This is a genomic window from Kribbella sp. NPDC003557 (assembly GCF_040610805.1).
GTDB lineage: Bacteria > Actinomycetota > Actinomycetes > Propionibacteriales > Kribbellaceae > Kribbella.
Genome location: NZ_JBEXMY010000002.1, coordinates 285,408 through 307,002 on the forward strand (window position 1 = coordinate 285,408; position 21,595 = coordinate 307,002).

Consider the following 21,595-nt stretch of genomic DNA (forward strand, 5'->3'; position numbering starts at 1 on the left):
TGTGACCCAGCAGCAGCCCGTCCTCGCCCTCGACGTCGGCGGCACCAAACTCGCCGCCGGCGCCGTCGCCCGCGACGGCACCATGCGGTCCTTCTGCCAGATCGAGACCGCGGTCGGCGAAGGCCCCACCGCAGTCGTCAAACGCCTCCTCGACCTCGGCGACCAAGCCCTGACCGAGGCACACCTGTCGATCGACGAGGTTGGTGCGGTGGGTGTCGGGTGCGGGGGGCCGCTCGATCCGGCGACCGGGGTGATTCTGGGGCCGCCGGGTCTGCCGGGCTGGGACGCGGTGCCCCTCGGTCAGTTGGTGGCGGAGCGGTTCGGCGACCCGGCGTACGTCGAGAACGACGCCACCGCGGCAGCCCTCGGCGAGTATCGCTGGGGTGGCTGGGGCGTCGAGGACCTGGTCTACCTGACCGTCTCGACCGGCTTCGGCGGCGGCATCGTTGCTTCCGGCAATCTGTTTCGCGGCGCCGCCCGGCAGGGCGGCGAGCTCGGGCACGTGGTGGTCGACTGGCAGGGCAGGCAGTGCGGCTGCGGCGCCCGTGGCTGCGCCGAGGCCTACGTGTCCGGCACGTCGATCGCCCGCCGGGCCACCGAGGCCGTGGCCGGCTCCGGCTCGACGCTGACCGGCCTGCCCATCACCGCGAAAGCCGTCGCCGAGCATGCCCGAGCCGGTGACCGCATCGCGCGCGAGATCTGGGACGAGACCACCGCGATGCTTGGACGCATGGTCGCCGTGCTCATCAACGTGTGCGAACCGGAGCTCGTCGTCCTCGGCGGCGGCGTGACGCGCGCCGGCGCACAGCTGCTCGACCCGGTGCGGGAGGCCGCGCTACGACAGGCAATGCCACCGGCCGCGCGAGCCTGTGACGTCGTGCTGAGCCACCACGGTGACGCAGTCGGCGTGCTCGGCGCTGCCGCGATCGCGTACGAGCGGCTGGAGGACGCGTGACGACCAGGCTCCAAGGACTGCTCGACGGCCAGCTCGATCGGCACTCGGAAGTCGCCGCGGCGATGCGCGCCGAGCTCCCCCAGGTGCAAGCCATCGCCGACGAGCTGATCCGCCGCCTGGCGGCCGGCGGCGTGCTCTACACGTTCGGCAACGGCGGCTCGGCGGCTGACGCACAACATCTGGCCGGCGAGCTCATCGGCCGCTACCTCCGCGAACGAAGGCCGCTGCCCGCGGTAGCACTGATCGGCGACGCCGCCGTCGTCAGCTGCATCGCGAACGACTACTCGTACGACGACGTGTTCGCCCGGCAGGTCACCGCGCTGGTCCGACCGCACGACATCGTCGTCGGCTTCAGCACGTCCGGCACCTCGCCGACGGTGGTCAAGGGCCTCGCGGCCGCCCGGGCGAACGGCGCGTGCACGGTCGCGTTCACCTCGGCTCGCGGGCGGGTACTCGCCGACGCCGCCGACCTGGCGCTGGTCGTCCCGGCGCAGGAAACCGCCCGCATCCAGGAGATGCACGTCCTCGCCCTCCACCTGGTCAGCGAGCTCGTCGACCGCTGGGCCTGCGACTCCGAGGAGCAACCATGATCCGTCGCGGACCACTCCACATGATCGGCAACGCCCATATCGACGCGGTGTGGCTCTGGCAGTGGCAGGAGGGATACGAGGAGGTGCGAGCGACGTTCCGCTCGGCGCTGGACCGGATGGACGAGTATCCGGACTATGTCTTCACCGCGGACTCGGTCGCGTACTTCAGCTGGATCGCCGAACACGACCCCGGCCTCTTCGAGCGGATCCGCAAGCGGGTCGCGGAGGGGCGGTTCGAGGTCGTCGGCGGCTGGTGGGTCGAGCCGGACTGCAACCTGCCCGGCGGCGAGGCGTTCGTGCGGCACGCGCTGTACTCGCAACGCTGGCTCGCCGAGCACCTGGGCGTGATCGCGACCGTCGGGTGCAACGTGGACCCGTTCGGCCACAACGCCACCCTGCCGCAGCTGCTGAGCAAGTCGCGCCTCGACTCGTACGCGTTCCTCCGTCCGCAGAAGCACGAACGCGAGCTGCCCGGCCAGAAGTTCTGGTGGGAGTCGGCCGACGGGTCACGCGTGCTCGCGTACCGGATCCCGCACGAGTACTGCTCGCCCGGCGGTGAGATCTCCGGCCACGTCACGAAGGCGCTGCAACAATTGCCGGTGACGACCGAACCGCTGATGGTGTTCTACGGCGTCGGCAACCACGGCGGCGGACCGACGATCGAGAACATCGAGTCGATCAAACAGCTCGCCGAGCGGGACCTCTACCCGGAGATGTTCCCGTCGACGATGCGCCGGTTCTTCGACGAGGCGCGCACCTTCGACAGAATCCCGGTGCACCCGACCGAGCTGCAGCCGCACGCGATCGGCTGCTACGCCGCGCACTCCGGCGTGAAGCGGCAGAACCGTCTCGCCGAGCAGGCGTTGCTCGCGGCCGAGAAGTGGACCACGCTCGCGGGCGTGGTCGCCGGCATGCCGGACGCGACCGCGGAGCTCGGGCACGCCTGGAAGCAGGTGCTGTTCAACCAGTTCCACGACATCGCGGCCGGGACGGCGATCGAGCCGGCGTACGAGGATGCCCGCGACCAGGTGGGTGAGGCGAAGGCGATCGCGGCCCGCCTGGCGAACCGTTCGATCCAGTCGATCGCGCGCCAGATCGACATTCCGGCGGAGTCGTCGATGGTGCCGGTCGCCGTGTTCAACCCGCACGCGTGGCCGGTGAGCGCGACGGTGGAGCTCGAGCTCGGCTATCCGGCGCCGCTGCGCGGAGCGATCGAGCTGCGCGAGGGCCTCGACGGACGAGTGCTCGACGTCCAGGAGATCCGGTCGGCGGCGACCGCGAGCGGCCGCCGGCGGATCGCGTTCCGGGCGAACGTTCCGCCGCTCGGGTACCAGCTGTTCACGATGCGCCCGGGTGACGCGTCGTCGTACCACCTCGGTGGCGCCCGTGATGAGCGGCTGGTGCTCGACAACGGTCGTGTGCGCGCCGAGATCGACCCCGCGGCCGGCTGGCTGAAGACGCTCGCCACCGCAGACGGTCGCAATCTGCTGGCTGCGGGCGTCGCGCACGCCCAGGTGATCGACGACGACACCGACACGTGGAGCCACGGCGTCCGTTCCCTGTGGAAGACGGTCGACGCGTTCGCGGTGCGGCGGGTCCGCCGGCTCGCGGACGGGCCGGTGCGTCAGGTGATCCGGGTGGAGTCGGCCTACGGCGCATCGCGTCTGGTCGAGGAGTTCGTGCTCGACGCGGAGTCGGACGCCGTCGAGGTGCGCGTCACGGTGGACTGGCGGGAGCGCTTGAAGGCGCTGAAGTTGTGCTTCCCGTTCGCGATACCCGGCGCCGTGGCGACGCACGAGATCCCGTACGGGTATCTGGTCCGCGACCAGAATCGCGAAGAGGTGCCCTCGCACGCCTGGGTCGATGTCACCGGGGCGCACGGCGGCGTCGCGCTGCTGAACGACGGTAAGTACTCGTTCGCCGTCGACGGGACGACCGACGGCCGGTCCGTGCTGGCGATGACCGCGGTACGCTCCCCGGTCTACGCGTGGCACGATCCGCGGCAGCTTGACGAGGACGGCGTGTACGAGTATCTCGATCAGGGCATCCAGCGGTTCACCTACCGGCTGCTGCCGCACGACGGAGGCTGGCGTGAGGCCGGGGTGGTTCGCCGCGCGGCCGAGCTCAACCAACCGGTGACACCGCTGATCGAGTGCTTCCACGACGGTCCGCTGCCGTCGGCGCGGTCGTACCTGACGGTGGCCGGCTCCGACCACGTCGTCGTCTCGGTCCTCAAACGCGCCGAGGACGACGACGGCGCCACGATCCTCCGCGCCTACGAGACGGCGGGCCAAGCCTGCGAGGCCACGGTCGATGTCCTCGGCCGATCGTTCGCCGTCACGTTCAAGCCGCACGAGATCAAGACGCTGCGGCTCCCCGCGGACGCGGAGGCGGCACCGACGGAGGTCGACCTGATCGAGTGGGATCCCGCCGCACCGCCGCCGATCCCGGGCGGCTGACATGCGCGCGTCTGTTGGTGTGGAGGCCGCCGACGGCTCGGCGATCGTCGAGTCGCCGGATTGGAGCATCGACGTCGACGTCACCGAGGCCGGCCCGGGCGAGTCCGTCGTCCGGCTGCTCGTTCGGTATGCCGGTGATGCGCCGGCCGATGCCCGGGTTCGTGTCGAGGTGCCGGTGCCTGGCGACGGGCCACCGCACTGGTTGATTCCGGGCCTGTTCTACGGCGCCAACCGTGATGCGGCGTGCACGCGACTGTACCCGCGCTACGCGCCGGGTGAGCTCGACGCGGAGCAGCTGGTCGCGGACCGGTGGGCGTTCCGCGCCGACCGTGCGGCAACCCCGGCGATCTTTGCCTGGGGCAACAACGGCGGTGTGGCGTTGTCCGTCGATGCCCTGACGCCGCTCGGGCTCAGTGGACTCGGTCTCGGCGCCGGACCGGATCATCCAGCCGGCATCTGGATCTCGCTGCCGTATCGGGAGGAGCCGTTCAGCTACGTCGGTGAGCCGCGGGGCGTCGATGCACTCGCCGACTCACACCGCTGGATGCCGGGTGAGTCGCACCAGCTCCACGTCAGCCTGTGGAACCTGTCAGCCGACCGGCACAGCTACGCGCGGGTGCTCCGCGCATTGCGGGACCGCTCGGCGCATCCGCCGGTCATCCCGTGGGTCGACCTGGCCGAGGCAGCCGAGCTGACGGCGTACGGGCTCTGGCGGTGGCACTACCGTGAGGATCCTGCCGTGCTCATCGAGACCGCTCTGTTCGATCGTGAGCTCGCCGGCGATCTGGGCGACCGCGGTGACCGCCCCGCAATGCATGTCGCGTGGGTGAGCGGCGTTCCGTACGCGCACGCGCTGCTGCGGCACGGCCGGCGTACAAGCAACGCGGCGTACGTCGACGCCGGTGCGGCGGTCATCGACCACATCACCGCCAATCTCACACCGGCCGGCACCTTCTTCGGCACCTGGTACGCGGACAGCGGCTGGAAGCAGTCGTGGACGCCGGTGCCTGGCGGTCTGCACGCGCGGACGCTCGCGGAGGCGACGCTGTTCACCGTGCGGGCGCTGGCCGCGGAGCCTGTCGCGCATCCGGCCTGGCGGGCGGCGGCGCTCAGCAACCTCGAGTTCGCGCTCGCCGCACAAGACGCCGAGGGCAACTTCGGGAGCCTGTACCACCTCGATTCCGGCGAGGTGCTGTCGCGGCGGGGCGCCGCCGGCCTGACCTGGGTCGGCGCGATGGCCGAGGCCTACATACTGTTCGGCGACGACCGGTTCCGCGAGGCGGCCCGCCGCGGCGGCAGCTACTACGCGACCTTCGTCCGCAACGAGACGCTCTGCGGCGCACCGGAGGACGTGGACCTCGCTCCGACCTCCGAAGACGGGTACGCAGCTGTGCTCGCGTACGTCGGCCTGCACCGGATCGACCCGGCGGACGAGTGGCTCGACCTGGCGCGCCACGCGGCGGACTGGATGCTCACCTTCCGCTACAGCTACGACGTCCACTTCGCCCCGCAAACCATCCTGGCGCGCTACAACTTCCACACCCGCGGCGCAGACCAGGCAAGCCCGTCCAACCAGCACCTGCACAACTACGGCCTGATCTGCACAGCCGAACTGGCCGCCCTGTCATCCCTCACCGACGACCAGACCTATGCCACCGCGGCCGCCGACCACCTGAGATTCGCCCGCCAATTCATCGCCCGCCACGACGGCGACTTCAACGCCCGCCGAGGCATGCTCACCGAACGCTTCTACCAAACCACCTGCTTCGGCCCACCCGGAGCCCTCCTCACCCTCTCCCACTCCTGGAGCATCGGCATGCTCCTCCTCGCCTGCGAAGACGTCCTGACCAATCCGAAGCTGACAACGCTCGACTGGTGATCAGTCGACGCTCCTCCCCTGGGATCTCCAAGCCAGAATGTCCAGCAACCGCGCGTGACTCAGCACCCCAGGCGTCCCCGTTTCCGCATCCAGCAGCGCGAGGCCGGCTTGCTGGTTGAGGATGTCCTTGCGGACAGCACTGGTGAGCTGGGTCATGTACTCGACCGCGGTCAAGTCCTTGGCCACACGGACAGGACCGGCCGCCCCGGCGTAACACGCGCGGACCCACGTGTCGTTGAGCACGAGCGCGTGCGGCGCTTTCCGATGCAGTACCTTCGACAACACGGTTGTCCTGACGCCGTGCGGTCGCCGATCTGTGTCCAGGACTCCGTACAAGGCATGTGTCGTCTCTGCGATCTCGGAGTCGTCGAGCTCCGCCAGCGGCCGCTTCGGATCGATCGTTGCGAGCCCCGCCTGAAGCTCATCGCGGATCCGCCGGAGACCGTCCGACGTCCGTGTACTCGCGCACCCAACGCCGAGCGGTGTCGAGACCGATGGTCACCTTCCCGACCTCAACGCTGGCTCCGCGCATCAGAAGTCGCCTCGCAGCTTGGTGAGGGCGAGATACAAGAGTTGTCGCGCCGTCCCCAGAGTCTCGCGGTCGCGGACCTGGCAGCCGACGCCGTATCTCGGGTCCGCTGCCCGGGTCAGGCCTGCGAGATCGCCGCCCGGAAGGTCGTCGTCCGTCAGCCGGAACGAGACCTTGCCGTTCCAGTGCACGTAGGCGACCGCCGGTGTGGGCTCCTCGATCTGTGCGTCGTGAATCCGGAAGTAGGCACCGATCGGCTGGGCAGGATCGCGCGTACCCCCGGGCACGGCGACAGCCAGCTCGCGCTCGGCCGACTGGGCGATCTCGATGAGCAGGTCCGCCTTGGCCCCTGCTCGCTCGCGAATGATCTGCTCGAGCTCGACCCCATCGACGACCGATACCTCGTCTGCCTCCGAGTCCGCCGGCTCAGAGGTCGCTGGCTCAGCGGTTGTTGGTTCCGACGACGTACCGCCGAAGTCCATCCATCGACCGAGCTCGCGATCCCAGACGTCGACGCCCGCGTCCAGATAGCGCTGCCAGCCCATCCGTCGCTTGCCGCCGAGACTCGCGTGTTCCTCGATCGTGACGACACAAGCGACCCCATGGCTGTCGAGGAATTCCGTGAGCTCGCTGGTCGGCCAGTCACTCCGCGATCGCAGCTTGTCGATGATCCACTTGCGTGGCCACACGTGCTCGTGGTTGATCTTGGCCTCGTTCGCGGCAAGCACGCCGCGAGACACGTACCGGATGTTGTACTTCGGGTACGGCTTCCCGCCCGGCGCCTCGGTCCACTTCCACAGCGCGATCGACAGCAGCTCGCGATGATGCCGCGGGGCGACGTCTTGCAGCCGCAAGAGCTGACTGATCAGTTGCAGCGAGCTGGCTCGCAGCTCTTCGCCCTCGTTGCCTCTCGAGTACGGCGTGCTGAAATCGATGAGCCGATTCGTCGCGGGCATCGTGCTCTCCCCTCCGTGAGCGTTGCCCGGCGGCGGAGGTCAGCGGCTCACCTTCTGCCACGGGCGGGCGTGTTCGCGGACGATATCGGCAATCAGCGACAGTCGCGCGCGGCAGGTGCTTGCGAGGGTCTCGGCCGCGTTCTCCGTCTCCAGGGCTGGGGTCCACAGGGCTCGACCGGCGAGGGTGCCGGAGGCGCCGGCGCGGCAGGCGAGTTCTACGGCTCTCGGGAAGTCGTCGCGGGCTACGCCGTTCGACAGGACTACCCAGGGGACTTGCAGTGTGTCGGTTAGTTGCCGGCAGGTGTCGAGGACGGTTTCCGGGTTGCCGGTGCCGCGGCTCGGGACCTGAGCCTTGTAGAGGTCGGGGCGGACAGGGCCGAGAGCCGCTGCTGCTTCGAGGATCGCGGCGTTCAGGTCGAAGTCGTGCTCGTCCTCCGCGGGCTGCGCGACGGGCTCCAGGACCGAGAGCAGACCGGCGGCGGCGCAGCGGCCTACGAATTCGGCAGCCATCTCCAGGCGTCGCGTCTGTTGGTTGTCGCGTTTCCAGATGACCAGCAATTTCAGGGCGACGGCGCCGGCCGCACGGGCCTTGCCCGGGTCGACCGTTTCGTCGAGGTGGGTGTCGGTGACCGGGCCGCCGCGCTCCTGCGTCAGGGCATCGGCCGCCAGGATCCAGCCGGGCCCGCGCGGGACGTCGTACCCCTGGTCCACCAGGAAGCCGGACGCCAGTGGGCCCAGGTGTTCGGCGACGGCGGACTTGAAGGATCGGATCGCTTCGGCATTGTCGGGCCGGCCGTGGTCGGCGAGCATCGTGCGCAGGCTCTCGCGCTGGTCCATCGCCACCATCGCGAAGGTTCCGTCCGGGTATGCCAGTGCGTCGAGGCTCATGAGAGCAGCTTATGGAATCGATGCCAGAACGCGCCATCCCAGATCTCGCCAGCCTGTGGACGAACGTCGATCCGCCTTGCCCGCAAGGGGTCTGCCGGCACGCCGCTCACGACCTCGGCCGCCATCGACGCCGCACCCACCGCGGCGGTCGCCGAGTCCTCCAGTACGGCGAACGACCGCCCTCCGGACGTCAGCGCCTTGCGCGTCATCCACCCGCCCAGCCGCACCGGACCGCCGAACGCGACCGTGCTCCGCCAAGGAATCCCCAGCAGTCGTGTCTGCTCCTCCGTCATCCACCGCGCATGGAAACTCAACGCGTCCACAAGCGCCCGCATCTCTTCAGCCGGATCGTCCACCGGCCGAGTCACGTCGTACGTCGACTCCTCGGACGGCGCCGGCGCCTGGCGGCCTTGTGGATAAGGAGCGATGAAGGTCTCGCTCGGACCGTCGACCGGGCTGAGCACGTCGTTCAGCCAGGCGTACGACTGCCCGAGCGCCGCGAGACGCTGCTCCACCAGACCGCCGGCCGCGCCGTTCCCCGACACGGCACAGCCATGCACTCCGTCGACGTACCACCCCATGCTGATGCCCTGCTGCCGCAGTGTGTCGCTCAGCACCAGTCCCGGGCTCGGTGTGATGATCGCCTCCGCCGTACCGAGGGAGTCCGCCACCTGCCCCGGCTCTCGCACCCCGGCCGCCCACGCGCCGACCAGATGGTCGTGACCGCACAGAACGACCGGCACACCGGCCGGAGTGGTGCCGGCGACCGCCATCGGCTCGACCACAGCCGGCAACCCGTCCAGCCCGCCCCACTCGAGCAGCCCTGGGTCCCACTGACGGCTCTGCAGGTCCAGTACGCCAAGACGCTGCGCGTGTGTCAGGTGCATCGCATAGGAGCCGGTCAGCGCAGCCAGCACCAGGTCGGGCACACCGGCCCACAGGCGAGTCCGGGCGAACAGTGCAGGCTCAGTCTCGCGCAGCCACCGCCAGGTCACCACCGGGAGCTTGGCGCTGCGCCGGAGGCCCGTCCGCGCGTACAGGTCCGCCGCATCGAGCTGCCGCGCCTGCTCCACCCCCGGCTGATCACGCCACGTAATCAGCTGCGTCAGCGGCCGGTAGTCGCGGTCGAGCGGTACGCCGGTCTCCGCCATCGCGGTGATGCCGATAGCATCGACGTGCTGTCCCTCCGACAGCTCCGCGACCAACCGCCGCACGGCGTGCTGCAGGGCTTCCGCGTCGTCCGGCGTACGGACCGAACGCACCGAGCCGTCGGGAACTCGGCACACCTTCAGGTTCGTCGTACCGATATCGACACCAAGAGCTATCACCTGCACGACCCTAAGCCGGGGATGCGATAGCGTCCGGTGTCTCCGACGAAGGAAAGTCATGGGTGAGCTAGCCAAGATCGTGGTCGTCGTACCGACCTACAACGAGCGGGAGAACCTGCCCGTGCTGGCCGGGCTGCTGTCCGACCTGAACCTGCCCGGCCTGGAGCTTCTCGTCGTCGACGACAACTCCCCCGACGGCACGGGCGACGTCGCCGACGAGCTGGCGAAGGAGTCGCCGGAGAAGGTCGGCGTCCTGCACCGGACCGCGAAGGACGGCCTCGGCCGCGCGTACGTCGCCGGGATCACCCGCGCGCTCGACGAGGGCGCCGACATCGTCATCCAGATGGACGCGGACCTGTCGCACCCGGCCTCGGTCATCCCGACCATGGTCGAGATGCTGCGCACCACCGACGCCGGCGTGGTGATCGGCTCCCGGTACGTGCCGGGCGGCTCGGCCGCGGCCGAGTGGGGCTGGCACCGGCGCGCGCTGTCGGCGTGGGCGAACTTCTACGTGAACGCGATCCTGCGGCTGCACGTCAAGGACGCGACGGCCGGGTTCAAGGCCTGGAAGGCCGACACCCTGCGCTGGATCGACGTGGCCTCGATCGGGAGCAACGGGTACTCGTTCCAGGTCGAGATGAACTACCGCACGGTCAAGCGCGGCCTGAAGATCGCCGAGACCCCGATCCGCTTCGAGGAGCGCACCGAGGGCGTCTCCAAGATGAGCCTGAAGGTCCAGCTCGAATCCGCCCTGATGCCCTGGAAACTCCTCTTCGGCCGCTCCTAGCTCGACTAGATCGACCGGGCCAGCGAGACCAGCATGCGGTCGCCGTCCCGGAAGACCGCCTTCTGCGCGTCCTTCCGGGCCGCGACGCACAGCGTGACCGTCACGTTGTGGATCGACTCGACGCCGGTCATCGTCGTGCATCTGGCGACCATCGAGAACACCGTGCCGTCCGGCGCGGTGTAGCGGCCGGAGTAGGACGTCGTGGCCTGCGCGCCGATGTTCGAGTTCGCCGGGGTGACGGTCCGGACCGCGCCGATCTTGGCGGCCTTCAGCCGGTCGGCCTTGATCAGCGCCTGTGCGACCGCGACGACCGCGGTGCGCGGGGCGATGCCGGCCGGGTTGACCACGGCCATGGCGGCGCCGGCCTTGGTCGTGGCGCCGAGCGTGACGGAGTACGTCGTCGAGCGGCTCTTGCGCCAGCCGGCGGCGGGGGCGACGTACACGTCGTCGTACACCAGGATGCCCTTGTCGATGTCCTTCAGCGTGCGTCGCCGTTCCGGGGTCGTTGGCGCGACCGACGGCGTGCTCGGAGCTGTGGCGGACGGGCTGGCGGACGGGGGCTCGCTGGACGGGGCCTCGGTCGACGGGTTGACGGTGGGGGTGGAGACGCCATCGGTGTAGGTGGCGGTCGGTACCGGGGCGTCGGCTGAAGCGGTGTCGTCGCCGCGGGTCAGAAAGACGACGGTCACTCCGACGAGCGCGAGCACTGCTGCGGCCGCGGCTGCGGCGAGCCAGGGGCCTTTGCCGCGCTTGGGCGGCGGCGGCTGCTGGTTGGGGCCGTACGGGTCGTACTGCGGGCCGCCGTACTGCGGTTGCGTGCCGTACTGCGGTGGTGGCGCGGCGTACTGGGGTGGCTGGCCGTGCTGGGCTGGCTGTCCGTACTGAGGGGGCTGGCCGTACTGCGGTGGCGGGCCCTGCTGCGCCGATGGGCCGTACTGGGGCAGCGGGGCGGTGTGGTCCTGCGGGGCACCGTACGGGTCGACGGGGCGGCTGTCCGGGTTCCAGGCAGGCGAGTGCTGATCGCTCACGGGCGAGGGCCTCACTAGATCGTTCAAAAGATTAGGCGGACCGGTCCCCGAAACCGGCCGCCCGAGGCTACCCCACCGGACCGCGATCGGCCTACGGTCAGCCGTACCCGAGTTCGTGCAGCCGGGCGTCGTCGATGCCGAAGTGGTGCGCGATCTCGTGCACGACGGTGATGTTCACCTCGTCGACGACGTCGTCGAAGGTCTCGCAGATCGCCAGCGTCGGGTTCCGGTAGATGGTGATCCGGTCCGGCAGGACGCCGCCGTAGTAGTGCCCCCGCTCGGTCAGCGGGATGCCCTCGTAGATCCCGAGCAGGTCCGGATCACTGGCCGGCGGCTCGTCCTCGACGAAGACGGCCACGTTGTCGATCAGCGCCGCCAGCTCCTCCGGCACCTCGTCCAGCGCCTGTGCGACCAGCACCTCGAAGTCCGCCCGGCTCATCTCGATCACGCTGCCAGCGTAGTGAGTCAGAGCCAGCCCTGACGGGACGCCTGAACGCCGAGCTGGAACCTGGTCTGAGCCCCCAGCGCCTCCTGCAGCCGGCCGATCCGGCGGGCGATGGTGCGCTCGCTGACGCCGAACTCGCGGGCGATCGACTCGTCGGTGAGGCCCGCGCTCAGGTAGGTCAGCAGCCGCTTCGCCTCCAGGCTCGGGCCGGCCGTCACGTCGTTCAGCTCGGTCCCGCCGGTGATCGGTACGGCGATCCGCCAGAGCGCCTCGAAGATCCGCTCCAGACCGCCGAGCAGTGGTGAGTCGTGGACGACCAGCGCGACGAACTCGGGCCCCCGGCGTACCTCGGTCCGCGCACCGACCAGGGCCCACCGGTCGTCGACGATGGTGATGTTGAGCGGTACGTGCGGGAACACCCGCGCCTGCTCACCCGCGTCGATGCACTCCTGGACCAGGTGCAGCGCGCTGGCATCCTGCAGGACGTGCGCTCCGTAGATGACGTCGTACCGCACGCCACGTCGCAGCGCGTCGAACAGCCCCTCCACGATCCGTAGCTCGCGGGCCGCGATGTTGCCCATGGTCATCGCCCGCACCTGCTCCTGGGCGTCCGTCTGGACCGAGTTGAGCACGGACTGCGCCGCGTCGTACGTCGGCAGCACCTCGAGGTAGTCCTGCTTCCCAGCAGCCGTTTTCCAGAGCTCTGTGAGCAAGTCGGCGCTCTCACGAGCCAGAGCGGCCCGTGTGGTGTGCCGCTCCGCTACGGCGTCCATGGCCAGCCGTGGCGGCCGGACGACCAGTGTGCCGTCGGCTCGCTCCACCAGGCCCAGTGCGGTCAGCTCGGCGAGACAGGCCTCGATGTCGCCGTAACGGGCCGTGAGGGCGTCCGCTGTCGTCCCAGGGCTCTGCAGCAGGTCGAGGTACAGCGTCTCGGCCGGTGCTGAGACACCCAGCGCCTGGAGCGGCTCCATGGCCTCTGTGTATCAGCAGGCGACAGGTTCTCGCCATGCCGGATTCTGACAGCTCCAAGACCTCGTGACGGCCGCTGGCGGCTGCCAATACTGATGCCGCTTCTCCCTCGGTCCCCCAAGGAGTGTTCATGAGAAAGAGCTTGATCTGGTCGGCGGTCGCCGCCGTCGGCCTGTCACTCGGTCTGACGGCGGCACCGGCCTCGGCTACCGGTGCGATGCAGGACGTGTCGCCGGAAGTCCAGCAGGTCGTCGACAACCTGCCTGCCATGCGAGAGCGGGCAGAGGCCGTCCGGGCCGAGCTCGGGCTGCCCGACAGCCCGGTCCGGGACGCGCTGCTCGCGGCGATCGACCCGACGCAGTACGAGTGCTCCAGCGCGACGCCCCCGGTCGTGGCGGCGATCATGCCCGACGTCGCGGCGTGGACCTTCGAGCAGCGTCTCGCCGTACTGCATGTGCTGCTGTTCGACATGGCGATGCTGGACGCCGTGTACTTCCCGCAGAGCGGGACGTTCAGCTACGGCGCACGAGGTGAGTTCACTCACACTGTGAACAAGACGTTCGCGAAGCTGAAGGGGTTCTGGGACATCCCGTCCAGCGACGTGGAGCTGGTGCCGGCGCACGGGCGGGTCATGCTCGACGCGGAGCGGGACTACCGGGTGTTCACGGTCCTGTACGGCGCGGACCCGGCCGCCTCGCGCGTCTCGGCCGACCTGGTCGCCCGTGAGCTGAACAGCGCGGCCCTCGGATACGGCGACCTGCCCCTGTTCACCTTCAACGCGTACGCGGCGCCGGGCGGCGAGAACGTCCCCGGGTACGGCGCCTCGCACCGGCGGATCGTGTTCGGCGACGGCGTACTGGAGGGCTTCGCGAAGGTCGGACTGAGCGACGTGGCGCCGCAGGCGATCCTGGCGCACGAGTTCGGCCACCAGATCCAGTACTCGGACGGTCTGATGCGGACCGATCTGCCGGCGCCGGAGTCGTCACGGTGGGCCGAGCTGATGGCCGACGCATTCAGTGCGTACTTCCTCACACACGCCCGCGGCGAGGCGATGAACTGGAAGCGGGTCCAGGCCTTCGGCCAGATGTTCTACCAGCTGGGCGACTGCGGCTTCACCGCCGCCGGCCACCACGGCACCCCCAACCAGCGGATGCGGTCCGCCCTCTGGGCATCCGGCCTCGCGGACGCTGCCCGGCCGCAGGGCTTCGTCCTGCCCGCACTGGGTTTCTACAACCTCTTCTCCGCCCAGTACCCGCAGCTGATCGCCCCTGACGCGACCACCTGACGTCGCGCGATCAGCTGTCCGGGCCGGTCAGTCCCACCCGGCCCGGGGCGCCGTACGCCGAGCTGCTCTCCTGTGTACGGCGCCCCTTCAGGAACTCGTTTTGGAGCCTGACAACATGTCCTCTATGCTTACGGCTGTCCCTGGAGCTTCGGCTCCCGCGGGTCCGAGTCCCCATCGTCTAGTGGCCTAGGACGCTGCCCTTTCAAGGCGGTAACGCGGGTTCGAATCCCGTTGGGGATACGGCCGAAGGCCGGTGCAAAACCTAGCTCGAAGATGCTGTAGGATCATCGAGTCGCAAGGCCCAGTGGCGCAGTTGGTTAGCGTGCCGCCCTGTCACGGCGGAGGTCGCGGGTTCGAGTCCCGTCTGGGTCGCCAGGAGAAGGCGGCGGTGTCCACAACACCGCCGCCGAACTTTCTCCCGGTCAGGTAGCTCAGCTGGTAGAGCGTCCGCCTGAAAAGCGGAAGGTCGGCGGTTCGAGACCGCCCCTGACCACCCTTCTTGAGCGTGAATCGGGCCAATCTGGCCCGACCGCCAGTCCCCGCGAATCTCCCTGAACGACCGTCCGTAGTTGCACGGATGTTGCACGCGCCGATCCCGACTCACCGCTCATCAAAACCGTCCTAGGTCTGTCGTACGCTGGAGCTCAGTGACCGATGCGAAGGGGATACGCATGCATGTCACCGACAAGGACCTGACCGAAGCCGAATCCGAATCACTCGACCGAGCGATGTATGTGGTGGGGAACCTCCCCCGAGAGGCACTGCTGAAGGTTGTACGTCATCTGCTGCGCGCCGGGTTGGTGTACCACCGCACGAAGAACATCAGCATCCTTCAGTCGGCGATCGACAGCCTTGGTACGACGGTGCGCCGCAGCAGCGACGACATGTACCAGAAGCATCTGCACGGTGCCCGATCTCGACACGAGCGCGATCGCCGGCCAGTCACTGCCGAGGATGCGATCACCGCTCTACGGCGATAGCTACTATGGCGCGGCTGGACAATGACTCCCTCGACGTGATGATGGGCTGGCTCAACTCCGGCCAGGCAAAAGAGGGTGATCGAGAGATCCTGGTCGATTTGGTCGACCTCATTGAGCGCGACGAGTGGATGACTCGCTGGTTCTGCGAGCTGGACCCAAGTGAGGGCATCTGGCTGTGCCAGCCGCGGTCGGGTCTCCACATCCTTCTTGAGGAAGAGCCGGACCAAGACGGCGAGTGGGCTGTGAACGTGCTCAGCATCTATGACGACGACACCGATCACCAGCCGGGTGCCAACGATCTGCCGTTCTAGGCGAATCTGAGAGATTCAAAGTTGCTGAGCCACCGTCGACAGGGGTCTACCAAGTCCCTTCCCACATGATGGCCTGAGCCTGATGCGAGCCGGGGTTGCCGCACGCCGTCCATCGCCGTCCACGACGTTTGTTAGCAAACGCGTTAGCAAGATCCGAGTCACGGCAAAAGCGTCGGAGGCTCTGGTTTCGGGGCCGCTGGGGTCTCGGCCTTCTCCGCTGCGATGGCGCTCTGATCTCGGTTGCGGACCCTTGCGAGCTGAGCACCCATCTCGTATTCCAGCTTGACGAGCTGACGGACAAAGTCAGCCAGCGCCGTGGCCTCAGCATCGGTGACGTCGTCGTAGTCCTCCGGGTGCGCTCCCTCGTTACCGAGCTGATTCAACTCGTCAGCCCAGTCCCACAGCGACCGATGCAGGTCACCATCCGTCTTCATGTGCTTCAGAGCGTTCTTGAGATGACGCTCCTTCTGAGCACGCTCGCTGCCCTTGTCCTTGATGAAGCAATGCAGCGCGCTTCTGAACATCACGGCCGCAGCACGGTTAGCACCGACGCTGAGACATCGCATGCCCTCGTCGAAACACGATGCGACCTCAGCATTCACAGCAGGGTCCAGCAGGCCGGCTCCTGGCGGCGGATACCAGTGCACTCCCGCGCCATCGCGCATGATGACGACTAGACCCTCCATGCAGCCCTTGCACCTCAGCACGTGGCTCGACTCCAGCACCTGAGCGGTGCCCGCGACCAGATCGCCAGCCACCAGCAACTTATTGTCTTCGTGCTGGAAATTGGAGACGCGCCCGCAGCGAGGACACGGGCCCGTGAGGTCTTGTGGAGTTGGGAGCGTGTCCGGATTTCTATCAGGGCCTTGGCGCTGGCCACCCTGAACGATCGATGCAGCCATGCCACAGATTGTGCACTTGATGGCACCACCCGCACATCGGTTTAGCCTTCTGCGTCTTCCCGTCTGCCGTTCAGCCCACGCGTAGCGCGATCAGGAGACGCCAGAGGGGCCAAGATGGAGCGCCCTACCGGACGAACGATCTTGGCCCCTCTGGTGGCTCCTGATAGGTCCTGACTGGGCTGAGCGGCAGGCGGGAAGACGCACCCCGACCATCAACAACCTGCGCGGCCCTGCCGGACCCGTCATCCCGGAGTCGTGAGGCCCCCGCCGGAGGCATCTGGTCAATGCGCGCCCGCTGCGCCGCCCGGGTGGGGCGTGGTTCGGCCGGAGGGCGCATGGGCGCGACCCACCCGGGCGGCGCGCCCAGCGGGCGCGCCCTTGATTCTTAAGAGGTCAATCCGGCAGAGAGGCGCGACGACCAGGTGTCCTCCGTCGACTGATGCGCGACACTCGTCCGCCAGGTGATCTGGACGGCCAGACGCCCGGATCGAGGCCCGTCAAGATATTCCGGGCAACCGGGGAGCCGACGCGTGATTGACATATGTCGGCGGCCGTTAGCGCAAGCGCTTGGTTAGGTGCCCCGCAGCTCGCAATGGCAGCGCAGCTCACATCACCGGAGTCCGTCATCCTCCCGGCGTGGAGATCCCATGCGGATTCATGCCGGCGATATTCTGCGAATGGCCTGGCGACGCCTTGCCAAGGCAACCGGGACTTGCGATTTTTGATGGATGAGCACTCACGAAGAACCACAGTCGGGGAAGCCTGAACATGATGCCGCGATCATAGGGGTAGTTATCGCCGGCGTCCTTGCGTCCTTCACCATACCCGGCCCATTCGATTGGGGTTCCACGCTGATCGGCCTTATTTTGTTAGTGGTTCTCCTTGCTTATGGAACCCTGCCGAAAAGCTCCACCTGGCCAGATAGACGACGAGCATGCGGCCTCGCGGCAGCTGCCGCCTTCTGCGCGGTGCTGATACTCGGTCGACCGCTAGACATGGTCGTAGGGTCCGGCGACGAGGCACACCGCCTTCTTAGCCATTGGCCGCATCCGACGATCAAGCGAGATGACGATGCACCCAATCCCGATGCAGGCTGGGAACTTTGCCTCCTATGGCTTGTTCTGTTCGCAATATTGTTGGGCGCCTGGCGAATTTGGAAGTGGCGTAGGAGCATTCCCAAAACAGATCCGTCGCCCCCGGCACAGGAGGATGCCCAGGAGACGCCGTCGCCTTGACGGATGGATTAGGGATCGATGTGCGCCGCTCGCCCGCTTAACGCTTTCTGGTGAGTCGGAAGTACAAGCCGGTCCCGCGCTCCGGCTCAGTGGTCGACTGATGTTCGGCGGCTTCTTGGGGGGTGGAATCCCAGGTCAGCGTCGATGCTCGCACCGAGAATCAGGCAGAGAGCTGCTCGGTACTCCTCGCATGGCCACCGCACCACCCCGCGCTCTAGCTTGGCGATGTAGTGACCTGTGATCGGGTAACGCTTGGTGTTGACCGCATATAAGAGTTCGGCCACCCGTTGGGCAAGTTCAGCGCGACCCATCGGTCGTCCGGGCGCGATGCGTGACACCGTGCGCATACGTGCGGCGGTCAGAAGATGGTTCGGGTGTGACTGATTTTCAGGTGCCACAACTGAGATAGTAGCGCCACGTCGCTACTAGAGGCCCTAGGCCGCTAATCACGGCATTCTGCCGCGTTTCTCCGCGTGACGTCGGGCTGAGCGGCGCGGGAAGATCTGCGCATGACGCCGGACGAACTAGACAAGCTCATTGCTGGCAACGTCCGCGCCGCTCGGGCCCGTCACCGGATGCGGCAGGAAGACCTGGCGGACGAACTGGACTGGACTCGCTCGGTCGTTGGATCGCTGGAGAACGGGACGCGGCGGGTGACGCTGGCAGACGCCATAGCCCTCTGCGGCGCGCTCAAGATGAACCTGCGCGAGCTGCTGCAAGGCGCTCCCGAAGACGCCCTACGGACCCTCGGTCTCGACTGATCAGCGGTGCCGTACGGGCCCTAGATGGTCTGCTCATTGAGGACCGGCCAGAGTGCCCGCTCGAAGGGCTCGAAGCGGCTGTTCTTGGTCGGCAGGGTCTGCGGCTTCTCGGCGAGGACTTCAGACATTTTGCGGTCTCGCCAGTCAGTGGCCGGACGCTGGAACAGTGCCCCCGACGGGTAGTGCGCTAAGTCGAGCGTGCGGACATGTTTGAAGCCGCGGTTCTCGTAGTAGCGGTGGAGGCCGATGTTGTCGGTCCAAACGTCGATGCGGACCCAGCGGTTTCCGAGTTGGCCGGCGCGCTCGCATGCCCAGTCGATCACGTCGTCACCGAGACCGGCGTACCTGCGTCGAACAATGAGCCGGTGCAGGTACATGGCGGGTTCGGCCTGCTCCTCCGGCGTCCACAGCTGGGGGTCGGAGAACGAGTCAAGCGCAACCGTGGCGGCAGTGTCGCCGTTGTCCGTGCGGATCATCCATGTCTCACCGGCACGGATGCTCGACAGGATGCGCTCGGACTGCGCCTCGGGGTTCGGCCACGCAACGGCCCATTGATCAATGCCGCGCTTGGCGAGCCACTGGCTGGCCTCGGTCCGCATCGCCAAGATGACGGGCAAGTCCTCGATCGTGGCCTGCTCGACGATCACGACGCGCCTCCGTTCTCGGCGTACGCGGTCAGGTCGCCCAGCTCGTAGACGACTCGGTTACGGTCGCCGGCAAAGATCGTGAGCGTCAGGCGAAGCGGTCGCTTGTCGCTGTACGTCGTACGAACGTAGACCAGCACTGGCGTGCCCTGGCTGAGCCCGAGCTTCCGAGCCTCGTCAGGTCGCGGCATGCGGGTTGTCAGCTCGTCGACGTACCCAATTTCTGTGTGCCCCTTCGCAGCCAGGGCGCGGATGACACCACCAGGCACATCGTGGGGAGTGAGTAGCCCACACTCCTGCGAGATGTCCATCGGGTAGTAGCTGTCCTGCAGGCTGAACGGCTGCCCGTCGACGAAGCGGGAGATTGCGCGGGAAACGAGCGAGTCGCCCTCGTCGACGCGCAAGCGCGCCGCCAATTCGGGGGTCGCGGGCTTGATGCGCATCTCGAAGTCCCGGTACTCACCCTTGCGGCCCTGGTCCCGCATCTCGGCGTAGAAAGCGTCCGTCTGGTCGCTCGCGTGCCGGTCGCGGCTCTCTGCCCACGCCGCGTGATAGGTGAGCATGACCTGCTCGCGAACGACAGTGCCCTTGCCCTGCGTGCTGCTGATCATGCCCTCGTTCTGAAGCACGCCGAGCGCAAGCCGGACGGTGTTCCGCGACACGTCGTACTGCTCGCGCAGCTCGACCTCGGTCGGCAGGCGGTCGCCGGCCTTGATCGCGCCCGTGCGGATCTGGTCGCGAAGGTCGCTCGCGATGCGCTGATACAGGGGGTCCGACTGGGCCATACCGCCTCCTCTCGAAGTTGTCCCAACAAATGGTGCCATTCCTCTTGACCTGTCCATAATGCGTCCCTATGGTTGGTGATGTACCAAAGGTTGGTACAAGTCAGAGTGTAATGGAGGACTTGCTATGGGTATGCCGCGCCGAGTGATGGTTCAGTTCGGGCTCGCCTTCCCGTACGGCCTGTACGCCGTGGGTCCGGTCGAACCGGAACTCGACTTCGAGCGGTCGACCAAGGATCGCCCGGTGCAGGCTCGGGACAAGGAGTCCGAGACCCTGGTCTGGAAGGTCGAGGTCATGGACCCCGACCCCGACACCAAGAAGAACGACCGGACGTTCGTCGTGCGCCTCCTGGCCGACGTTCAGCCCGTACTTCCGGAGTCCCTGCCGGGGCTGCCGTTCACGCCGATCCACCTCGAAGGCCTGACGGCGGCACCCTGGGTGGACACCCGCTCGTGCACGGGCCCGGAGGACGGCAGGGGTCACCGATGCCGCGCTCGTCAGGGCTGGTCCTTCCGGGCGACGGCGGTCACGGCACCGAAGAACATGCCGGGTCAGTCCCGGCCTGCTGCGAGCGGCAAGGCGGCCTGATCGTGGCAGTCCGCGGGGAGCTGTCGATGACCGTCGACGCGCACGTTGAGCCGGATACGGCGCTGGGGCATGACCTGTTCACCAAAGGCGGCGGCGGTACCCCGTGGGTGGTGCTGAAGGTCGGGCGCATTGGGCTGTACGTCCATGACCTGTCGGTGCTGGACGCACTCGATGCCCTGACCGAGCGGGCTCGCTGCGACCTTGCCGGGGCACTGGGTGTACTCCCGAACGGCGAACCGTGCGCGTTCGTGGACGTGTTCGGTTCGATCGAGTGGAATGAGCACGACCACGACCGGTGCCTTGAGCAACTGCTTGACGAGCCGGTGCCATTCGTTCCGGTCGTGGTCGCGGGTACGGCGTGGGAGCGTCACGATGACCCAACTGTCGAAGACAACCCTCTCGACGACGACTTCGGAGACGAGTCGGACGACGAGGACGACTTCGACATGGTCGACCGTCCCGGCAGCCGGATTCTGCGCGCTGAGGGCTGGCTCTGATGCAGCGCCGAGACCTGGACGCGTGGGCGACTGCTCTCGGCGTGGGAGACGACGACGCGGCGTTCGTGCAGCTCGTCCGGGTGGAGCACGCGGTGCAAACAGAACGCGAGGACTACTCGGCCGTGTGCGACCGGCTGCGCGGGCTAGACGTTCGGGGTCTCGCGGCCCTCGTGGTCGACCGGCTCGATTTCGTGCAGGAGGGCCTGTTCTGGGTCAAGCGCGACTTTCTGTTGCACGAGCGGGGGTTGTGACGTGGCCGGCCGAACGAAGGAACTCGACCGTTGGGCTCGCGTCCTCGGCGCTGGCAATGACACCCAAGCCCTTGCCGAGATCCAGCCGCTGAGGCAACGGCTGGTCGATTCAGCGGCTCGCGTGCTGTGGATCGACCAGTCGTTGCGGCGGTGCCCTGACGGTGACCTTCGAGTCGCTACCCGGCAGGCCGTACAGGAGGCCGTCAACCTCTGGTCGGAGGTAGCCGTTGTGGCTCGGAAGTTCGAGCTCCATCTGAGAGGAGAGAAGTGATGGCTGGGCTGTTCGCAACGCGCAGAGACCTAGACGGCTGGGCCGATGCGCTTGGCGTGCGGAACGACGAAGACGCATCGGGCGAGCTGCACAAGCTCATGGGCCGGTTGCTGGACGCGCAGGACAGGGTTCGAACGGTGGCGCGGTCGTTGTCCAAGGCCCCCAAGGATGACGTACGGGGCTCGCTGGCGACGGCGCTTGGACGCCTGGATCTGACGGTCGTTGCTGTCGACCAGGCGCTGCGCGGGTTCGCCGTTCACGAGAGGGGCTGATC

The 21,595-nt window shown here is 67.8% G+C and carries 22 protein-coding genes, 3 tRNA genes and 1 pseudogene; 16 read left to right on the forward strand and 10 right to left on the reverse strand.

All coding sequences use genetic code 11. The features are described 5' to 3' along the window. Nucleotide 1: 1 nt before the first annotated feature. The 4 genes from ABZW60_RS07280 to ABZW60_RS07295 are packed head-to-tail and all read left to right on the forward strand — an operon-like array spanning nt 2 to nt 5,883. On the forward strand, nt 2-955 hold the full coding sequence (locus tag ABZW60_RS07280; RefSeq protein ID WP_355474870.1) for an ROK family protein: 954 nt from the start codon (nt 2-4) through the stop codon (nt 953-955). Next, on the forward strand, nt 952-1,545 hold the full coding sequence (locus ABZW60_RS07285; protein WP_355474871.1) for an SIS domain-containing protein: 594 nt from the start codon (nt 952-954) through the stop codon (nt 1,543-1,545). The genes ABZW60_RS07280 and ABZW60_RS07285 overlap by 4 nt, the downstream gene beginning before the upstream one ends. After that, a complete protein-coding gene (locus ABZW60_RS07290) occupies nt 1,542-4,004 on the forward strand; it encodes a glycoside hydrolase family 38 C-terminal domain-containing protein (protein ID WP_355474872.1) in 2,463 nt (820 codons plus the stop codon). Before ABZW60_RS07285 ends, ABZW60_RS07290 begins: the two co-directional genes overlap by 4 nt. Before the next feature lies 1 nt (nt 4,005). Further along, nucleotides 4,006-5,883, forward strand: a complete 1,878-nt coding sequence (locus tag ABZW60_RS07295; protein ID WP_355474873.1) for a hypothetical protein — start codon at nt 4,006-4,008, stop codon at nt 5,881-5,883. Here the strand turns inward: ABZW60_RS07295 and ABZW60_RS07300 are convergent. The 4 genes and pseudogenes from ABZW60_RS07300 to ABZW60_RS07315 form a co-directional block, all read right to left on the reverse strand. Beyond that, nucleotides 5,884-6,351, reverse strand: a pseudogene (locus ABZW60_RS07300) (DUF6308 family protein); the annotation flags it as partial. 63 nt (nt 6,352-6,414) lie between these two features. Next, entirely contained in the window at nt 6,415-7,368 is a 954-nt protein-coding gene (locus ABZW60_RS07305) for a hypothetical protein (RefSeq protein ID WP_355474874.1), read from the reverse strand. Nucleotides 7,369-7,407: 39 nt separating this feature from the next. After that, entirely contained in the window at nt 7,408-8,256 is an 849-nt protein-coding gene (locus ABZW60_RS07310) for a hypothetical protein (RefSeq protein ID WP_355474875.1), read from the reverse strand. Next, entirely contained in the window at nt 8,253-9,584 is a 1,332-nt protein-coding gene (locus ABZW60_RS07315) for an FGGY family carbohydrate kinase (protein ID WP_355474876.1), read from the reverse strand. Before ABZW60_RS07315 ends, ABZW60_RS07310 begins: the two co-directional genes overlap by 4 nt. A gap of 58 nt (nt 9,585-9,642) precedes the next feature. On the opposite strand from ABZW60_RS07315, the gene ABZW60_RS07320 reads away from it, so the two are divergent. Continuing rightward, nucleotides 9,643-10,371 carry a polyprenol monophosphomannose synthase gene (locus tag ABZW60_RS07320; protein ID WP_355474877.1) on the forward strand — a complete coding sequence of 243 codons (729 nt, stop codon included), beginning with the start codon at nt 9,643-9,645 and terminating at the stop codon, nt 10,369-10,371. Nucleotides 10,372-10,376: 5 nt separating this feature from the next. On the opposite strand, the gene ABZW60_RS07325 is transcribed toward ABZW60_RS07320, so the two are convergent. From ABZW60_RS07325 to ABZW60_RS07335, 3 genes are all read right to left on the reverse strand, one after another. After that, the gene (locus tag ABZW60_RS07325) at nt 10,377-11,399 is read right to left on the reverse strand and encodes a hypothetical protein (protein WP_355474878.1); all 1,023 of its coding nucleotides are present in this window, start codon (nt 11,397-11,399) and stop codon (nt 10,377-10,379) included. 97 nt (nt 11,400-11,496) lie between these two features. Further along, the gene (locus ABZW60_RS07330) at nt 11,497-11,847 is read right to left on the reverse strand and encodes a metallopeptidase family protein (RefSeq protein WP_355474879.1); all 351 of its coding nucleotides are present in this window, start codon (nt 11,845-11,847) and stop codon (nt 11,497-11,499) included. A 17-nt stretch (nt 11,848-11,864) separates the two neighbouring features. Then, nucleotides 11,865-12,815, reverse strand: coding sequence for a hypothetical protein (locus tag ABZW60_RS07335; RefSeq protein ID WP_355474880.1), 951 nt, complete (start codon nt 12,813-12,815; stop codon nt 11,865-11,867). A gap of 128 nt (nt 12,816-12,943) precedes the next feature. Between ABZW60_RS07335 and ABZW60_RS07340 the strand changes: the two genes are divergently transcribed. From ABZW60_RS07340 to ABZW60_RS07365, 6 genes are all read left to right on the forward strand, one after another. Then, entirely contained in the window at nt 12,944-14,098 is a 1,155-nt protein-coding gene (locus tag ABZW60_RS07340) for a hypothetical protein (protein WP_355474881.1), read from the forward strand. A gap of 167 nt (nt 14,099-14,265) precedes the next feature. Further along, nucleotides 14,266-14,338: transfer RNA gene (locus ABZW60_RS07345), tRNA-Glu, on the forward strand. Between the two features lie 58 nt (nt 14,339-14,396). Beyond that, a tRNA-Asp gene (locus tag ABZW60_RS07350) sits at nt 14,397-14,473 on the forward strand. Between the two features lie 45 nt (nt 14,474-14,518). After that, nucleotides 14,519-14,591: transfer RNA gene (locus ABZW60_RS07355), tRNA-Phe, on the forward strand. Nucleotides 14,592-14,745: 154 nt separating this feature from the next. Beyond that, nucleotides 14,746-15,078, forward strand: a complete 333-nt coding sequence (locus ABZW60_RS07360; RefSeq protein WP_355474882.1) for a hypothetical protein — start codon at nt 14,746-14,748, stop codon at nt 15,076-15,078. 5 nt (nt 15,079-15,083) lie between these two features. Further along, nucleotides 15,084-15,389, forward strand: a complete 306-nt coding sequence (locus ABZW60_RS07365; protein WP_355474883.1) for a hypothetical protein — start codon at nt 15,084-15,086, stop codon at nt 15,387-15,389. A 158-nt stretch (nt 15,390-15,547) separates the two neighbouring features. On the opposite strand, the gene ABZW60_RS07370 is transcribed toward ABZW60_RS07365, so the two are convergent. Further along, a complete protein-coding gene (locus ABZW60_RS07370; RefSeq protein ID WP_355474884.1) occupies nt 15,548-16,291 on the reverse strand; it encodes a DUF4145 domain-containing protein in 744 nt (247 codons plus the stop codon). Nucleotides 16,292-18,035: 1,744 nt separating this feature from the next. Between ABZW60_RS07370 and ABZW60_RS07375 the strand changes: the two genes are divergently transcribed. Further along, entirely contained in the window at nt 18,036-18,287 is a 252-nt protein-coding gene (locus ABZW60_RS07375; RefSeq protein WP_355474885.1) for a helix-turn-helix transcriptional regulator, read from the forward strand. Between the two features lie 20 nt (nt 18,288-18,307). On the opposite strand, the gene ABZW60_RS07380 is transcribed toward ABZW60_RS07375, so the two are convergent. Beyond that, nucleotides 18,308-18,934 carry a GNAT family N-acetyltransferase gene (locus ABZW60_RS07380; protein ID WP_355474886.1) on the reverse strand — a complete coding sequence of 209 codons (627 nt, stop codon included), beginning with the start codon at nt 18,932-18,934 and terminating at the stop codon, nt 18,308-18,310. Beyond that, on the reverse strand, nt 18,931-19,716 hold the full coding sequence (locus tag ABZW60_RS07385; RefSeq protein WP_355474887.1) for a GntR family transcriptional regulator: 786 nt from the start codon (nt 19,714-19,716) through the stop codon (nt 18,931-18,933). Before ABZW60_RS07385 ends, ABZW60_RS07380 begins: the two co-directional genes overlap by 4 nt. Before the next feature lie 124 nt (nt 19,717-19,840). Between ABZW60_RS07385 and ABZW60_RS07390 the strand changes: the two genes are divergently transcribed. The 4 genes from ABZW60_RS07390 to ABZW60_RS07405 all read left to right on the forward strand — a co-directional run bounded on the left by ABZW60_RS07390 (nt 19,841) and on the right by ABZW60_RS07405 (nt 21,593). Then, nucleotides 19,841-20,302 carry a plasmid replication, integration and excision activator gene (locus ABZW60_RS07390; protein WP_355474888.1) on the forward strand — a complete coding sequence of 154 codons (462 nt, stop codon included), beginning with the start codon at nt 19,841-19,843 and terminating at the stop codon, nt 20,300-20,302. Nucleotides 20,303-20,328: 26 nt separating this feature from the next. Continuing rightward, nucleotides 20,329-20,799 (forward strand): hypothetical protein, encoded by a 471-nt coding sequence (locus ABZW60_RS07395; protein ID WP_355474889.1) that lies wholly within the window; start codon nt 20,329-20,331, stop codon nt 20,797-20,799. Beyond that, the gene (locus tag ABZW60_RS07400; RefSeq protein WP_355474890.1) at nt 20,799-21,050 is read left to right on the forward strand and encodes a hypothetical protein; all 252 of its coding nucleotides are present in this window, start codon (nt 20,799-20,801) and stop codon (nt 21,048-21,050) included. The genes ABZW60_RS07395 and ABZW60_RS07400 overlap by 1 nt, the downstream gene beginning before the upstream one ends. A 270-nt stretch (nt 21,051-21,320) precedes the next feature. After that, nucleotides 21,321-21,593 (forward strand): hypothetical protein, encoded by a 273-nt coding sequence (locus ABZW60_RS07405; protein WP_132326247.1) that lies wholly within the window; start codon nt 21,321-21,323, stop codon nt 21,591-21,593. Nucleotides 21,594-21,595 lie beyond the last annotated feature (2 nt).

Bases quoted from the DNA above. Each gene is read 5' to 3' on its own strand.
- ABZW60_RS07290 (WP_355474872.1), top strand. From the start codon at position 1,542: ATGATCCGTCGCGGACCACTCCACATGATCGGCAACGCCCATATCGAC.
- ABZW60_RS07295 (WP_355474873.1), top strand. From the start codon at position 4,006: ATGCGCGCGTCTGTTGGTGTGGAGGCCGCCGACGGCTCGGCGATCGTC.
- ABZW60_RS07305 (WP_355474874.1), bottom strand. From the start codon at position 7,368: ATGCCCGCGACGAATCGGCTCATCGATTTCAGCACGCCGTACTCGAGA.
- ABZW60_RS07310 (WP_355474875.1), bottom strand. From the start codon at position 8,256: ATGAGCCTCGACGCACTGGCATACCCGGACGGAACCTTCGCGATGGTG.
- ABZW60_RS07320 (WP_355474877.1), top strand. From the start codon at position 9,643: ATGGGTGAGCTAGCCAAGATCGTGGTCGTCGTACCGACCTACAACGAG.
- ABZW60_RS07335 (WP_355474880.1), bottom strand. From the start codon at position 12,815: ATGGAGCCGCTCCAGGCGCTGGGTGTCTCAGCACCGGCCGAGACGCTG.
- ABZW60_RS07340 (WP_355474881.1), top strand. From the start codon at position 12,944: ATGAGAAAGAGCTTGATCTGGTCGGCGGTCGCCGCCGTCGGCCTGTCA.
- ABZW60_RS07365 (WP_355474883.1), top strand. From the start codon at position 15,084: ATGGCGCGGCTGGACAATGACTCCCTCGACGTGATGATGGGCTGGCTC.
- ABZW60_RS07370 (WP_355474884.1), bottom strand. From the start codon at position 16,291: ATGGCTGCATCGATCGTTCAGGGTGGCCAGCGCCAAGGCCCTGATAGA.
- ABZW60_RS07375 (WP_355474885.1), top strand. From the start codon at position 18,036: ATGACGCCGGACGAACTAGACAAGCTCATTGCTGGCAACGTCCGCGCC.
- ABZW60_RS07385 (WP_355474887.1), bottom strand. From the start codon at position 19,716: ATGGCCCAGTCGGACCCCCTGTATCAGCGCATCGCGAGCGACCTTCGC.
- ABZW60_RS07390 (WP_355474888.1), top strand. From the start codon at position 19,841: ATGGGTATGCCGCGCCGAGTGATGGTTCAGTTCGGGCTCGCCTTCCCG.
- ABZW60_RS07395 (WP_355474889.1), top strand. From the start codon at position 20,329: ATGACCGTCGACGCGCACGTTGAGCCGGATACGGCGCTGGGGCATGAC.
- ABZW60_RS07400 (WP_355474890.1), top strand. From the start codon at position 20,799: ATGCAGCGCCGAGACCTGGACGCGTGGGCGACTGCTCTCGGCGTGGGA.
- ABZW60_RS07405 (WP_132326247.1), top strand. From the start codon at position 21,321: ATGGCTGGGCTGTTCGCAACGCGCAGAGACCTAGACGGCTGGGCCGAT.